We start from the raw sequence: 14,960 nt of genomic DNA, 5'->3' as shown, positions 1-14,960 counted from the left end.
CCACGAATAGCAGAGCGATGAGGGTTGGAAGCTAACAGAGCAAGTGGATAATTGATGACCGTCCGTTGGTCCGCGTTGATCATCGGGAGCCTGTTTGGAGCTCCCTTCAGCCCCGCTTTTGCGGCAGCTCCCGACGTCGTCAGGGATCTGGCCGGCCGCGTGGGCCCGATCGTGGGACAGGCCTCGGCCTGCCCGGACGTCGCGCAAGGACGCGTTCAGACCATCGTCGACAAGTTCCGCGAAGCCATCCGCCAGTCCTCCAGCAATGATAGCGAGCGCGATCAGCTGACCCGTAGTTTCAACGGCTATATCGCCGAAGGCCGTAGCCGCACGGGGGCCTCGCCGGCGAACTGCGCGGCCGCCGAGCAGCAGCTGGCGGACCTCGAGCGCTCGCTCAGCCAGCCCGCCGCCGCATCGAGCCCAGCCTCCAAGGCCGAAGCGACGACCGGCGCCGTCACCAGTGGGCCGGTCCGCGGCATCACCGATCGCGAGATCCGCTTCGGCATGGTCCTGCCGTTCTCCGGCATCCGCAAGGAGACCGGACGTCAGATGCGGCAGGGCATCGAGGCCGCGTTCGCACGCGCCAACGATGCCGGCGGCGTCAATGGGCGCACGCTGCGCCTCGTCGCGGCCGACGACGGCTACGATCCGAACCGCACGCTGGCCGCGATGACCCAGCTCTACGACAAGGAGCAGGTGTTCGGCTTCATCGGCAATGTCGGCACCGCCAACTCCCAGGTCGCCATCCCCTATGCGCTGGAGCGCCGCGCGCTGTACTTCGCGCCGAACACCGGGGCCGCCGTTGTCAGGCGCGACCCGCCGGATCGCTACGTCTTCAACTATCGGGCGAGCTACGCCGAGGAGACGGCCGCGATCGTGCGCTATCTGGTCAAGATGAAGCGCATCTCGCCCAAGCAGATCGCCGTGTTCACCCAGCAGGACGCCTTCGGCGACGACGGTTTTGCGGGCGTCGCCAAGGCCTATCGGCAGCTGAACATCAACGATCCCGTGGTGCGGTTCACCTATCCGCGCGCGACGATGGACGTGGAAGAGGGCGTCAACCAGGTCAAGGCGCACAAGCCGGGGCTCAAGGCCGTCATCATCGTGGCGACCGATCGCGCGGCCGCGAAGTTCATCGAGAAGACGCGCGATGCGGTGCCGGGCCTGATCTACGCCAACGTATCCGCCGTCGGCTCGACCTCGCTCGCGACCGAGCTGAAACTGCTCGGTCCGCGCTTCACCAATGGCGTCATCGTGACGCAGGGCGTGCCCGCTGTTTCGGGCTATTCGAGCCTGGTGCTCGACTACAAGAATGCCCTGGCCAAATATTCTCCCGGCGAGGCGCCGGACTACACGTCTCTTGAAGGCTACATTGCGGCGACGATCCTGATCCAGGCGCTGAAGCAGACCAACCCGCTCGACACCGAACGATTGGTCGACACGCTCGAATCGATGCGCAGCGTCGATCTCGGCCTCGGCACGACGCTCGCATTTGGACGCGCAGAGCACCAGGCCTCGCACAAGATCTGGGGCACCGCACTGGACGAAACCGGCACGTATCAGGCAATCGAACTTGAGTAGAATTAGCTTCGAAGGGGAAGAACTGGTGAAGACGCTTCGTTAGCAGGTCCTAAAGCATGATCGGAAAATCGCGTGTCGGGTTACCGAAATGGTCATGCTCTTAGGAAAAGCTGGTCTGTGCATGGTGACGGTCTTATGTCTTCTCCGTCGCAGACAAGGCGTCATTTCACCAGGCGGAAGACCTGGATTGGGGTCCATAGTGGGATAGTGGCAATGAACTTTCGTTCTAGCGTGTTCTTGGTTGCGGCATTGCTCGCAACGCCCGCCAGCGCGGCGGGCACCAATGCGGATGTGGTGCGTAATCTTGCGAGCCGGGTTGGGCCGATCGTGGGAGCAGCATCCGCCTGTCAGGCGATCGACCAGGGCCGCGTTCAGGCCATTGTCGACAAGTTTCGAGAGGTGATCCGGGAGGCCTCCACGGGCGGCTCGGATCGCGATGAGCTCACCCGCGTCTTCAACGGCTACGTTGCCGACGGACGCAACCGGGTGGGTGCGGCCCAGACCGACTGTAACGCTGCTGGCCGCCAATTGGCGGAGCTGGAGCGGTCGCTCGGACAGAGCGCGCCGAGCCAGACGGCCACGAGCCTCGCTGGGGTGATCGCCCCATCCGCGGCCGTTGCTGCCACGGCACCGACGGCAACGTTGCCGCCTCCGGCCACCAGCAACGTCCAGGGCGTCACCGCCAACGAGATCCGCTTCGGCATCGCCGCTCCGTTCTCGGGGGCGTCGAAGGAACTCGGCCGGCAGATGAAGATGGGCATCGAGGCCGCCTTCAATCGCGCCAACGACGGCGGCGGCATCGGCGGGCGTTCTCTGCGCCTGTTTTCGGCCGATGACGGCTACGAGCCGGCGCGCACGCTGGATGCGATGAAGCAGCTCTACGAAAAGGACAAGGTGTTCGGCTTCATCGGCAATGTCGGCACCCCGACCTCCGCCGTTGCCATGCCGTTCGCCCTGCAGCGCCGCACGCTGTTCTACGGCGCATTCACCGGCGCCAACATCCTGCGCAACGATCCGCCGGATCGCTACGTATTCAACTATCGCGCCAGCTACGCCGAAGAGACCGACACCGTCGTGCGCTACCTCGTGAAGCTGCGTCGTCTGCAGCCGCGCGACATCGCGGTGTTCGCCCAGCAGGACGCCTACGGTGATGCCGGCTTCTCCGGCGTGGCCAAGGCGTTCCGCTCGCTCGGCCTCGCCGACACCTCCATCGTCCGCTTCAACTACAAGCGCAACACGGTCGACGTCGACGAGGCGGTCAACCAGCTGCGGGCGATGAAGAACCCGCCCAAGGCGATCGTCATGGTCGCGACCTACCGGGCGGCGGCGAAGTTCATCGAGAAGACGCGCGATCTCTATCCGAGCATGCTCTACACCAACGTGTCGTTCGTCGGCTCGACCGAGCTCTCGGACGAGCTGATGCTGCTCGGTCCGCGCTATGCCAGCGGCGTGATCGTCACCCAGGTGGTGCCGGCGGTCGGCGGCTATTCGAGCGCAGTGCTCGAATACAAGGGCGCGATGGAGAAGTATTTCCCGGGTGAAGCGCCGTCCTACGTGTCGTTCGAGGGCTATATCGCAGCCAACGTCCTGGTCCAGGCGCTGCGCCGGGTCGGCAACCAGGTCGACACCGAGGCAGTCATCGACACGCTCGAGAACATGCGCGACATCGACCTCGGCCTCGGCGCCAAGCTCGGCTTCGGCCGCGCCGAGCACCAGGCCTCGCACAAGATCTGGGGCACCGCGCTCGACGAGCGCGGCAAGTACCAGGCGATCGAGCTGGAATAGCTCGGCCGCTCGTTGCGGCCTCGACAAAAAAAGCGCGGCAGCCCTGGCTGCCGCGCTTTTCTTTGTGGCCATTTCGGAGCCGGCTCACAGCGGCGGATCGATCGCCTCGTCATATTCCTTCTTGAAGCGCGCGATCAGCTCGGCCGCCGGGACGACGTCCTTGATGGCGCCGATGCCCTGCCCGGAGCCCCAGATCTCCTTCCAGGCCTTCGGCTTGGCGCGCTCGCCCGAGGCGTCGGTGCCAAAGCTCATCTTCGACGGATCGGAGGTCGGCAGGTTGTCGGGATCGAGCCCGGCGGCGACCACCGAGTGTTTCAGGTAGTTGCCATGCACGCCGGTAAACAGGTTCGAATAGATGATGTCGTCGGCGCCCGACTTGGTGATCATGTCCTTGTAGCCCTCGACCGCATTCGCCTCCTTGGTGGCGATGAAGGCCGAGCCGATATAGGCGAAGTCGGCACCGAGCACGCGCGCGGCGCGGATGGCGCGGCCATTCGCGATCGCACCCGACAGCGCGATTGGTCCGTCGAACCAGCTCCGCGTCTCCGCGACGAAGGCAAACGGCGAGATCGTGCCGGCATGGCCGCCGGCGCCGGCTGCGACCAGGATCAGGCCATCGGCGCCCTTCTCGATCGCCTTGTGAGCGAATTTCTGATTGATGACGTCGTGGAAGACGATGCCGCCCCAGCGGTGCGCCGCCTGGTTCAGCTCCTCGCGCGCGCCGAGCGAGGTGATCATCATCGGCACCTTGTACTTCTCGCACAGCGCCAGGTCCTGCTCGAGCCGGTTGTTGGAGCGGTGCACGATCTGGTTGACCGCGAACGGCGCCGACAGCCGCTCCGGATGCGCACGATCATGGGCCGCGAGCTCCTCGGTGATGCGCGCCAGCCATTCGTCGAGCAGCGCGGCCGGCCGCGCGTTGAGCGCGGGAAACGAGCCCACGATGCCGGCCTTGCATTGCGCGATCACCAGATCGGGCACGGAAATGATGAACAGAGGCGAACCGATCACGGGGATCGACAGGCGCCCCTTGAACAAGGCAGGCATGGACATGGATGAGAATTCCTCGTTGTGAAATGCGAAAGACACTCGTGATCGCGAGCATGCCCGACATCATGCCGTGATGGCAATTCGCCCGCAGAGGGACCGGAAAAGCCCGTGGAGGGTCTTGCGTTGAGGCGCTGACCCAAGGCACAGCCGGGCTTCAGGCCTATTGGCACAGCGCCGAGGTGACGAACGTGTCGGTGCGGCAGTCGCCCGGCTTGCGCTGCCGGCCCGGGATCAACACCCTGGCCGAGCAGGTCTCAGCGGAATCGGTGTTGAGGCTCTTGCCTTCCTTGTGGCCCTTGCCCTGGCACAGCCGGTCGGCACCGAGCTTGCAATCCGGCGTGCCGTTGGCGGCGATCGGACAGAGGGAGCGGCCGGTGATCATGCTGGACGGCGTGGCGAGCCGCGAGAGCGTGTCGCCGGTCTCCTTCAAGACACTGGTCGCGTTGTCGCCGCTCGGAGCAACCGGCGCGCCTGGCTGCGCCGGCGGCGGCGCAGCCTGAACACCGGGAGCGCCGGCCGGAGCGTTGCCGGCGGCTGGCGGCTCGATGCGCGCTTCGCCGGACGGCTTCAGCGGAATGATCGACATCTTCTCGAACAGCTTGCCGAGCTCTTCCACCAGACCTGGATTGGAGGGCGGCGGCGCCGGCGCGGCGGGCGCGGCCTGCGGCTGTGGCGCCGCCTCGCGCAGCCCCAGCGATGGCGCCGACTGGGCCCAGGCTGCGGCAGCCGAGAGAACGACGACGAGAAGCGCCGAGCCTGCGACCAGCCATGGGCGCCGCGGCATCATCAGATCAGCTTCACGGCGATGACGAAGCCCGCGACCAGCACGGCCGCGCCGAGCGCCACCCACAGGCCGAGACGCTTTTCGATCTGCACCCTGATCCATTCGCCATAGCGATTGAGCAGGATCGCGGCGATGAAGAACCGGCCGCCGCGCGCGATGATCGAGCAGACGATGAACAGGAACAGGTTATAGCCGGCGAAGCCCGAGGTGATCGTGACGAGCTTGTAGGGGATCGGCGTCAGCCCCTTGAGCAGGATGATGACCGCGCCCCACTCGGCATAGGATGCACGGAACGCCTCGACCTTGTCGCCGAGACCATAGAGCTGGATCAGCCAATGGCCGAGCGAGTCGTAGAGCAGCGCGCCGATCGCGTAGCCGACGAGGCCGCCGGCCACCGAAGCTGCCGTGCAGACGCCGGCGAACAGCCAAGCGCGCTGCGGCTTCGCCAGCGACATCGGAATCAGCATCACATCCGGCGGGACCGGAAAGAACGAGCTTTCAGCGAAGGCAACCGCGGCCATGATCCACATGGCATGCGGCTTATGTGCGGCGTCGATACACCAGTCGTAGATCCGTCTGAGCATGGTCCGGGATGAAGCAAACCGGGCAGGTTTTGTCCATGGCTCATCTGCCGGTCCGAGACCGGACCGCCGCGCTAATGTCGCTTGCGGATCGTCCGGTTGTCGGCCGCGACGATCGGTCGCCCCTGCACGCCTCCGGGACCGGCTTTGGCGACCTTGACCGGCGATTTCGGGAGCTTCTCGGCGATGCCGAGCAGCAGCTCGCGGCGCTCCATCTCGCGCCAGACGTCCTCGGGCCGGATGTCGAGTTCTGCCCACAGCACCGCCAGATTGTAGATCAGGTCGGCGCTTTCCCGCACCACCGCCTGCGCGTCGCCGCTGACGGCATCGATCGCGACCTCGATCGCCTCCTCCGCGAGCTTCTTGGCCATCTTGCCAGAGCCCTGTTGCATCAGCTTGGCCGTGCGCGAGCGCGCGGGATCCAGATCCCTGGCCGCCAGAACAGCGCGATACAGCCGCTCGATCGAATCGGTCATCGCGCCACACTAGTTAAAATCAATGGCACGGGTGTTAAACGTTTGCGGAAGACATGAAAAAATCCGCCGGCGCGAGGCCGGCGGATCGCATCAGATGATCGGATATCACCAGCGGGGACCATGGTGGTAGCCGCCGTAATAGGGGCCGCCGCCATAAGACTGATAGCCCGGCTCGTAACCGTAATAGGCCGGCCGGCCGTAATAGTAGTTGTCCTCGTAGTAGGAACGGCGGTTCTGGGCGGCAGCGATGGCGAGGCCGGTGCCGACAATGCCGGCGAACGCCGCTGCGGCGGCCGCGCCGCCATTGCCGCGATAGTAGCGGCGGCGCGCGCTGACGTCGGTCAGGCCGCCCTCCTTGGCGGTGCTGGCCACGACGCCCTTCTCAGCCGGTGCAGAACCGGCGAAGGCGAGCGTGGGCTGCACTGCAGTCAAACTCACCGCAGCCACCGTCGCCAGGACGGTAGCACGGCCAAAGCGTGAAAAACTTCCGCGCTGTGCGATCATGTGGATTCTCCATGCGATCAAATCTGGTGCACCAACTCACGAACCAGGCCCACAGTTCCCCCCGCGAAACCCTGAGTCGAAGCCGCAAATCGCCGCAGGCCTTGCTCATGGACCGTTCAGATTCGTTGGGACATGATGAGGCGACGCCGGCTCCGAGCGGCCTGTCACGGAATTGACACATCGATCGCGCGGGAGCCGGTGAACTGATTAGAATACCGGCGTAAGAATACCGGTATGCTTCGCGAATACCGGCGTGCCCTGATGCGTATGCGACCACCCGTCACCCTGCTTGCTCTGGCGCTTCTGGCGGCCCTCGTCGTGCCCGGATGGCTGTCGCAGCGGACTGCCGCAGCGGAGGAGCTCAAGCGCCCGGTCGCCGTGATGTTCACGCTGGATCGCCCGCTCGACGGCAGCATGGCGCCGGTGGCGCTTGCAGCCGGCCATGGGCTGTTCGGCGCCGAGGGCGTGACCGTCACCATCACCACCGCCAAGGGCTCGCCCGACGCGATCGCGCGCGTGGCCTCGGGCGAGAGCGACATCGCGCTCGCCGACATCAACGAGCTGATCCGATACCGTGACAGCGGGGGCAGCCAGCCGGTCAAGGCCGTGTTCGTGCTGTTCAACAAGGCGCCCTACGCCATCATCGCGCGCAAGAGCCGCGGCATCCACGGGCTTGCCGACGTCGACGGCAAGACGCTCGGCGTCGCCGAGGGCGATCTCTCGATCCGGCTGTGGCCCGCGATCGCGCGGTACAACCATCTCAAGCCCGAGACCATCAAGCTCGCGCGAGTGGGCGCGGCGGTGCGCGAGCCGATCCTGTCGGCCGGCCAGGTCGACGCGGTCAGCGGATTCTCCTACCTCTCGGCCATCAATCTGCGCGACCGCGGCGTGCCGGCCGCAGATCTCGCGGTGCTGCGCTTTGCCGATTTCGGCTGCGAGGCCTACGGCCACGCCGTAATCGTCAATCCCGGCTTTGCAGCAAAGCAGCCGGCTGCCGTAAGGGGATTCCTGCGCGCGCTCACCTCCGGGCTGCAACTGGCGATCAAGGACCCGGCCGCAGCCATCCCCGACGTCGTGAGCCGGATGGAGGATGGCTCGCGCGAGCTCGAGCTGGAGCGGCTGCAGACGGTGCTGGCCGACAACGTGCTGACATCAGACGTCCGCCGCGATGGCATCGGCGGCATCGATCCCGCGCGGTTCGAGCGGGCTCTCGACCAGATCGGCGACGACTTCAAATTCCACCACAAGCGCCCGCAGCCGGCCGACATTTTCGACGACAGCTTCCTGCCCCCGGCCGACAGCCGCCTCGTCAACTGAGCGCTCGCCGCGACCGCTGTTCCCTTGCTAACATGCGTGGCGCGCCGTCCGGCGCCGATTCCACCGTCGCCTGCACAAAGCGCTTCGCCCATGTCCCTGCTCCGCATCTATGCCCGCGTGCTCCAACTGCTCGGAAAGGAGGCCCGGCTGGGCTGGCTGCTTGCCATCGCCAACCTGGCGCTTGCGGTGGCGCAGTTCGCCGAGCCGGTGCTGTTCGGACGCATTGTCGATTCGCTGTCCGGCAACGCGTCGACCAGCACCGCATGGCCGCTGCTCGCGGCCTGGGCGGGGTTCGGACTGTTCACGATTCTCGCCAGCGCCTGGGTCGCGCTGCAGGCCGACCGTCTGGCGCATCGCCAGCGCCACGCCGTGCTGACGAGCTATTTCGAGCACATCCTGCAGCTGCCGCTGACCTTCCATTCCGGCACCCATTCCGGCCGGCTGATGAAGGTGATGATCAACGGCACCGACGCGCTGTGGAAGCTGTGGCTGTCGTTCTTCCGCGAGCATTTCGCGGCGATCATGTCCGTACTGGTGCTGCTGCCGCTGTCGCTGTACCTGAACTGGCGGCTCGCGATCCTCTTGTTCGTGCTCTGCGTCGTGTTCACGGTGCTGACGACGCTGGTCGTGCGCAAGACCTACGGCATGCAGAGCGAGGTCGAGGAGCATTACAGCGACCTCTCGGCGCGCGCCTCCGACGCGCTCGGCAATGTCGCGCTGGTGCAGAGCTTCGTGCGCATCGATGCCGAGGTGCAGGGCCTGCGCACCGTCGCCGGACAATTGCTGTCGGTGCAGATGCCGGTGCTCGGCTGGTGGGCGCTGGTGACGGTGATCACGCGCGCCTCCACCACCATCACCGTGCTCGCGATCTTCACGCTCGGCATCGCGCTGCATCAGGCGGGGCTGACATCGGTCGGCGAGATCGTGATGTTCGTGTCGTTCGCGACCATGCTGATCCAGAAGCTCGAGCAGGTCGTGTCCTTCATCAACAACGTGTTCATGGAAGCGCCGCGACTGGCGGAATTCTTCACCGTGCTCGATGCGGTGCCGGCGGTGCGCGACCGCCCCGATGCGATCGAGATCGGCCGGCTCTCCGGCCTGGTCGAATTCAACGACGTGTCGTTCTCCTATGACGGCAAGCGCCCGGCGGTGGAGGATCTCACCTTCACCGCGCTGCCCGGCCAGACCATTGCGCTGGTCGGCCCCACCGGCGCCGGCAAATCGACCGCGATCGCGCTCCTGCACCGCGCGTTCGATCCGCAGTCCGGCTTCATCAAGATCGACGGCATGGACGTGCGCGGCTTGAAGCTCGCGTCGCTCAGGCGGAACATCGGTGTCGTGTTCCAGGAAGCGCTGCTGTTCAACCGCTCGATTCGCGAGAACCTGCTGGTCGGCAAGCCCGATGCGACCGACGAGGAAGTGCGCACCGCCGCCGCCCGCGCCCAGGCGCTCGACTTCATCGACCGCGCCGAACAGGGGTTCGACACCAATGCCGGCGAGCGCGGTCGCATGCTGTCCGGCGGCGAGCGCCAGCGGCTCTCGATCGCGCGCGCGCTGTTGAAGGATCCGCCGATCCTGATTCTCGACGAGGCGACATCGGCGCTCGATGCCGTCACCGAGGCCAAGCTCAACGCCGCGCTCGACGAGGTGATGAAGGGACGCACGACCTTCGTGATCGCGCACCGGCTCTCGACCATCCGCAACGCGACGCGGATTCTCGTGTTCGAGAACGGACGCGTGATCGAAAGCGGAACGTTCGATGAACTCGTGGCGAAAGGCGGCCACTTCGCGGAACTCGCGAAGGCCCAGTTCATGGTCCAGACGAATGCACGCGCGGCCGTCGCTGCGCCGGAGAGCGACGGCACCACCGTCAAGGCCTGATAGCGGGACGCTTTCATCGTGGAATTGAATGGCTGGCCTCTGTTCGCCAGCGCCGAGCCGGTATAGGTTCGCGGCCTGCCGCAACCGAAGCGGCGCCGGACACGCTTGAAACCCGAAAGCCCGTTTGCCCATCTCGCGGATCGCGAGGCGGGTCTCAAAGGACCGGACCAGACCAGTGCAGACGCTTCGCCTGTTGTTCCGCAATACCCCGATCAAGATCCTCGTTCTCGCTGCCGCTCTCGCCCTTGCGCCCCGCTGGGCCAACGCCGAGGCGCTGCTGCTCGTCGAAGCCGACAGCGGCAAGGTGCTGGAGGCGCAGAACGCGACCTATCCCTGGTACCCGGCCTCCGTCACCAAGCTGATGACGGCCTACGTGACGCTGAAGGCGGTCAAGGACGGCAAGGTCTCGCTCGACACGCTGGTGACGGTGTCGCCCACCGCAGCGTCGCAATCGCCGTCGAAGATGGGCTACCGGCCGGGCACGCAGCTCACCATCGACAACGCGCTGAAGATGATGCTGGTGAAGTCCGCCAACGACATGGCGGTGGTGCTGGCGGAGGGCATCGGCGGCTCGATCGACGGCTTCTCGATCATGATGAACGAGACCGCGCAGAAGCTCGGCATGACGCAGACCAGCTACGTCAATCCGAACGGCCTGCCCGCCGACGGCCAGATCACCTCGGCACGCGATCTCGCGATCCTGGCGCGGGCCATCATCCGCGACCTGCCGGAATACGAATATTTCGTCCACATCCCGTCGATCCGCTACGGCCGCCGCGTCGTGCAGAATTTCAACCGGCTGATCGGACGCTATCCCGGCGCCGACGGCTTCAAGACCGGATTCATCTGCGCCTCCGGCTACAATCTGGTGGCGTCCGCGACCCGCAACGGCAAGCGCCTGATCGCGGTGGTGCTCGGCGCCTCCTCGGGCCAGATGCGCGCCGTGCGCGCGATCCAGATGCTGGACCGCGGATTCAACACGAACCAGCTGACCTGGCTGAAGGCGCCGCTCGGCAATGTCGAGCAGCTGGTGCCGATCGACGCCACTCCGCCGAATCTGCGCGACGACATGTGCAGCGGCAGGCGGCACCGGCCGGCGAGCGATGATGACGAGGAGACGATCGCCGGCGCCGAGGGCGAGACCACCGGCGGCACCCTGCTGGCCGGATTGCAGGCGCCCGCGCAGAAGCCCTCGGAGATCCTCGCTGCGGCCGCCGCGCCGTCCGAGCCCGTTGTGGTCTATACCGGCCCGACGCGCACCGGCGCCGCCCTGATCGCGGCCGTCGCTGCGGATGCCGATGCGCAGACCCCGCCCAGGCACCGCGGCAAGAAGGCGCATGTCGCGGCCCGGAAGGATGCCAAGCCGGCGACCCGGACAGCCGCCAAGAGCGACGCGGAAACCAAGCCGGGCGCCAAGGCAGCCGAATCCAAGCCGGCCGCGGCTCGGCACGCGGCCGCCAAACCCGACGCCGGCGCAAAATCGACCGAAAAAGCCAGCTCCGACGCCGCCACCAAGCCCAAACCCAAGGCGGCCGCCAAGCCGAAGACCGCCGGCAAGCCGGCGCCGAAGGACGGCTGATCTCGCGGCGCACAGGGGGCCGTCGACCCTTCTCCGCCGGCCCCGCAGCCTACATCTTCCCTCTATTGTCTCGCCCCGGCCGCTTGCCTTGCACGGCCGGAGATTCGATATTGGCCGCCGCATGCCGCCCGGAAATGACCGGCGCCGCAAGACACGTCAAGCGACCATAAAAGACGATCAGAGAGGGAAGGTTCATGGAGCGCATCTGGCTCAAGCACTATCCGGCCGGCGTTCCCGCCGACATCGATTCCGGCAAATATCCGTCGCTGGTCGAGCTGCTGGAAGAGAGCTTCAAGAAATTCTCCGACCGCAAGGCCTTCATCTGCATGGACAAGGCGATCAGCTATCGCGAGCTCGACGAGATGTCGGTCGCGATGGGCGCCTATCTGCAGGGCCTGGGGCTCGCGAAGGGCGCGCGCGTCGCGCTGATGATGCCGAACGTGCTGCAATATCCGATCGCGATCTCGGCGGTGCTGCGGGCCGGCTACGCCGTGGTCAACGTCAACCCGCTGTACACGCCGCGCGAGCTCGAGCATCAGCTGAAGGACTCCGGCGCGGAGGTGATCATCGTGCTGGAGAACTTCGCCCACACGGTGCAGCAGGTGGTCGGCCACACCCAGGTCAAGCACGTCGTCATCGCCAGCATGGGCGACCTGCTCGGCTTCAAGGGCGTGATCGTCAATCTCGTCGTTCGCCGCCTGAAGAAGATGGTGCCGGCGTTCTCGCTGCCGGGCGCCGTGCCGTTCAATGATGCGCTCGCCGCCGGCCGCGGCAAGCGCTTCCAGAAGCCCGTAATCGGTCCCGATGACGTCGCCTTCCTGCAATATACCGGCGGCACCACCGGCGTCTCCAAGGGCGCCACGCTGCTTCACCGCAACGTCGTCGCCAACGTGCTGCAGAACGATGCCTGGCTGCAGCCGGTCATGGAGCGGCCGCCGCATGTCGATCAGCTGCTGATCGTCTGCGCGCTGCCGCTCTACCATATCTTCGCACTGACCTGCTGCTTCCTGCTCGCGGTGCGCGCCGGCGGCGCCAATCTGCTGATTCCCAATCCGCGCGACATCGCCGGCTTCATCAAGGAGCTGATGAAGTATCAGGTCAACAACTTCCCCGCCGTCAACACACTCTACAACGGCCTGTTGCACCATCCTGATTTCCGCAAGCTCGACTTCTCCAAGCTGAAGGTCTCCAACGGCGGCGGCATGGCCGTGCAGCGTCCGGTGGCCGAGCAGTGGAAGCAGGTGACCGGCTGCAGCATCGCCGAGGGCTACGGCCTGTCGGAGACCGCGCCGGTCCTGACCTGCAACCTGCCGACCGCGACCGAGTTCACCGGCACCATCGGCTTGCCGCTGCCCTCGACCTGGCTGTCGATCCGGGACGACGACGGCAACGAGGTGCCGCTCGGCCAGGCCGGCGAGATCTGCGCCAAGGGCCCGCAGGTGATGGCGGGCTACTGGAACAGGCCGGACGAGACTGCCAAGGTGATGACGGCGGACGGCTTCTTCCGCACCGGCGACATCGGCGTCATGGCCGCGGACGGCGCGGTCAAGATCGTGGACCGCAAGAAGGACATGATCCTGGTCTCCGGCTTCAACGTCTATCCGAACGAGGTCGAGGAAGTGATCGCGATGCATCCAGGCGTGCTGGAGACCGCCGTGATCGGGCTGCCGGACGAGAAGACCGGCGAGGTGGTCAAGGCCTTCGTGGTGAGAAAGGATCCCAACCTCACGCCCGAGGACATCATCAAGCACTGCCACGAGCAGCTGACGAACTACAAGGTGCCGAAGCAGATCGAGTTCAGGACCGAATTGCCGAAGACCAATGTCGGCAAGATCCTGCGCCGGGAGCTGCGCGACGAGAAGAAGAAGCCGGCAGCTGCCGCCTGAGCCGGCTGGCCCGGTCGGTGCTGGCGTGCGATGACGGACACGTGAACGCGGCGGGCCGTTGCTGTTTCTGGCGCGCCGAATAGTGTAGCGCGCACCGCGCAAAACACATCCAGGGGAAGGAGTTTTCGATATGACAATCAAGATTGGCGACAAGCTGCCGCAAGCCCAATTCCGCGTCATGACCGGCGAAGGCCCGCAGGTCAAAACCACCGACGACGTCTTCAAGGGCAAGAAGGTCGCGCTGTTCGCGGTGCCCGGCGCCTACACCGGCACCTGCCACAAGATGCATCTGCCCAGCATCTTCCTCAACGCCTATGCGCTGAAGGACAAGGGCATCGACACCATCGGTATCGTCTCGGTCAACGACGCCTTCGTGATGAACGCCTGGAAGCGCGACACCGACCAGCGCGACGAGGCAGTGTTCCTGGCCGACGGCAATGCCGAATTCACCAAGGCGATCGGCATGGAGCTCGACGCCTCCGGTGCCGGCCTCGGCATCCGCTCCAAGCGCTATTCGATGCTGGTCGAGGACGGCGTGGTGACGAAGCTGAACCTCGAAGCCGCACCGGGCAAGGTCGAGGTCTCCGGCGGCGACACGCTGCTCGGGCAGCTTTGAACCCGCCGCCTGATCCGAGATCGGAGGCCCGCGCTGACCCGCGGGCCTTTCTCTTTTGGGCTTCGCTGCATTTTTAGCAGACCGAGAAAGAGTCTCTGCAACATCCTCTCGCTAAAGAGCAAGGGACGCAGCAGGCTGAGACTTCGCATGATAACGATCCTGATCGTCGGCGCCTGGTGTGCATTTTTGCTGTGGCGCATGCGCCGCGCCGCGGAAGATGCAGCGGAGCATGTGGCGAGCGGATTGGCCCGAGACCCGCTTTATTGGGTCGGCAGTACCATGGCGCTGACTGTGCTCGGTTTGGCGATGTACATGGCACACGACCACATGGGCTTCACCGGCGTCGGACGCTGGTTCTGGGTCGGTGAACTCACATTGATCGTCGCGGCCCTGCTGATTCGTCGAACGCTCAAATGGCGCTACGGCTATTGACAGCACGCAGGGTGGCCGGACCAGACGTCGCGTAGCTGGGTGATGAGAGGATACGTGCCTTTACCCAGGCCGCTCGTCGCACTGCGCCGGGAAAAGCAGCCACGGCGAGGAAGCCGGGGGGTCTCCACCCCTGGCGTTCCAGGATACCGGTATCAGCCTTGCGAACCCACGATCTTGTTGCCTGACACCACGAAGGTCTTGGCGCTGACATCATTGTCCAGCGAGCCCTTCTTCTTTGCTCGCACCAGGCTCGAATGTTCGGAGGCCTGCTCCGGCGCCGGCGCCTCATCTCGCGCGTATTTGCGCGCGACGTTCACGAACTCCTGGGCTACCCGGTCGGTCTGCTGGGAAAGCGTGGTCGAATCCAGTGTACGAGGCGGAGAATCGATCGGTTCCCAGCCCTCCAGCGCACCGCCGAAAACGTCAGATTTCTTGGCCATGGCGATCTCCCGCTCGGGGCATCAAATCAGGACTTTCGAGCATATAAG

At 65.6% G+C, this 14,960-nt stretch carries 14 protein-coding genes; 8 read left to right on the top strand and 6 right to left on the bottom strand.

All coding sequences use genetic code 11. The features are described 5' to 3' along the window. Positions 1-54 precede the first annotated feature (54 nt). Positions 55-1,581 carry an ABC transporter substrate-binding protein gene (locus S58_RS05115; protein WP_015664179.1) on the top strand — a complete coding sequence of 509 codons (1,527 nt, stop codon included), beginning with the start codon at positions 55-57 and terminating at the stop codon, positions 1,579-1,581. Between the two features lie 213 nt (positions 1,582-1,794). After that, a complete protein-coding gene (locus tag S58_RS05110) occupies positions 1,795-3,366 on the top strand; it encodes an ABC transporter substrate-binding protein (RefSeq protein WP_015664178.1) in 1,572 nt (523 codons plus the stop codon). Between the two features lie 84 nt (positions 3,367-3,450). Here S58_RS05110 and S58_RS05105 read toward each other — a convergent pair whose 3' ends face one another. The 5 genes from S58_RS05105 to S58_RS05085 all read right to left on the bottom strand — a co-directional run bounded on the left by S58_RS05105 (position 3,451) and on the right by S58_RS05085 (position 6,761). After that, positions 3,451-4,419 (bottom strand): NAD(P)H-dependent flavin oxidoreductase, encoded by a 969-nt coding sequence (locus S58_RS05105; RefSeq protein WP_015664177.1) that lies wholly within the window; start codon positions 4,417-4,419, stop codon positions 3,451-3,453. 157 nt (positions 4,420-4,576) lie between these two features. Next, entirely contained in the window at positions 4,577-5,203 is a 627-nt protein-coding gene (locus tag S58_RS05100) for a hypothetical protein (RefSeq protein WP_015664176.1), read from the bottom strand. After that, positions 5,203-5,784, bottom strand: coding sequence for a YqaA family protein (locus tag S58_RS05095; protein WP_015664175.1), 582 nt, complete (start codon positions 5,782-5,784; stop codon positions 5,203-5,205). The genes S58_RS05100 and S58_RS05095 overlap by 1 nt, the downstream gene beginning before the upstream one ends. Before the next feature lie 71 nt (positions 5,785-5,855). Continuing rightward, positions 5,856-6,257, bottom strand: coding sequence for a phosphoribosyl-ATP diphosphatase (gene hisE / locus S58_RS05090; protein WP_015664174.1), 402 nt, complete (start codon positions 6,255-6,257; stop codon positions 5,856-5,858). A 105-nt stretch (positions 6,258-6,362) separates the two neighbouring features. Further along, entirely contained in the window at positions 6,363-6,761 is a 399-nt protein-coding gene (locus S58_RS05085) for a hypothetical protein (protein ID WP_015664173.1), read from the bottom strand. A gap of 261 nt (positions 6,762-7,022) precedes the next feature. Between S58_RS05085 and S58_RS05080 the strand changes: the two genes are divergently transcribed. From S58_RS05080 to S58_RS05055, 6 genes are all read left to right on the top strand, one after another. Then, entirely contained in the window at positions 7,023-8,078 is a 1,056-nt protein-coding gene (locus S58_RS05080) for an ABC transporter substrate-binding protein (RefSeq protein ID WP_042340559.1), read from the top strand. A 90-nt stretch (positions 8,079-8,168) separates the two neighbouring features. After that, complete coding sequence (locus S58_RS05075; protein WP_015664171.1) at positions 8,169-9,959, top strand: glucan ABC transporter ATP-binding protein/ permease; 1,791 nt, start codon at positions 8,169-8,171, stop codon at positions 9,957-9,959. A 175-nt stretch (positions 9,960-10,134) separates the two neighbouring features. Further along, on the top strand, positions 10,135-11,538 hold the full coding sequence (locus S58_RS05070) for a D-alanyl-D-alanine carboxypeptidase family protein (RefSeq protein ID WP_015664170.1): 1,404 nt from the start codon (positions 10,135-10,137) through the stop codon (positions 11,536-11,538). 194 nt (positions 11,539-11,732) lie between these two features. Next, on the top strand, positions 11,733-13,424 hold the full coding sequence (locus S58_RS05065) for a long-chain fatty acid--CoA ligase (protein WP_015664169.1): 1,692 nt from the start codon (positions 11,733-11,735) through the stop codon (positions 13,422-13,424). A gap of 130 nt (positions 13,425-13,554) precedes the next feature. Continuing rightward, positions 13,555-14,040, top strand: coding sequence for a peroxiredoxin (locus S58_RS05060; protein ID WP_015664168.1), 486 nt, complete (start codon positions 13,555-13,557; stop codon positions 14,038-14,040). 147 nt (positions 14,041-14,187) lie between these two features. Next, positions 14,188-14,472 (top strand): hypothetical protein, encoded by a 285-nt coding sequence (locus S58_RS05055; protein ID WP_015664167.1) that lies wholly within the window; start codon positions 14,188-14,190, stop codon positions 14,470-14,472. A gap of 152 nt (positions 14,473-14,624) precedes the next feature. On the opposite strand, the gene S58_RS05050 is transcribed toward S58_RS05055, so the two are convergent. Next, positions 14,625-14,912 carry a hypothetical protein gene (locus S58_RS05050; RefSeq protein ID WP_015664166.1) on the bottom strand — a complete coding sequence of 96 codons (288 nt, stop codon included), beginning with the start codon at positions 14,910-14,912 and terminating at the stop codon, positions 14,625-14,627. Positions 14,913-14,960 lie beyond the last annotated feature (48 nt).

Origin of the sequence: Bradyrhizobium oligotrophicum S58 (assembly GCF_000344805.1) — a bacterium.
Classification (GTDB): Bacteria; Pseudomonadota; Alphaproteobacteria; order Rhizobiales; family Xanthobacteraceae; genus Bradyrhizobium; species Bradyrhizobium oligotrophicum.
This window is presented reverse-complemented; position numbering and strand designations above follow the sequence as displayed.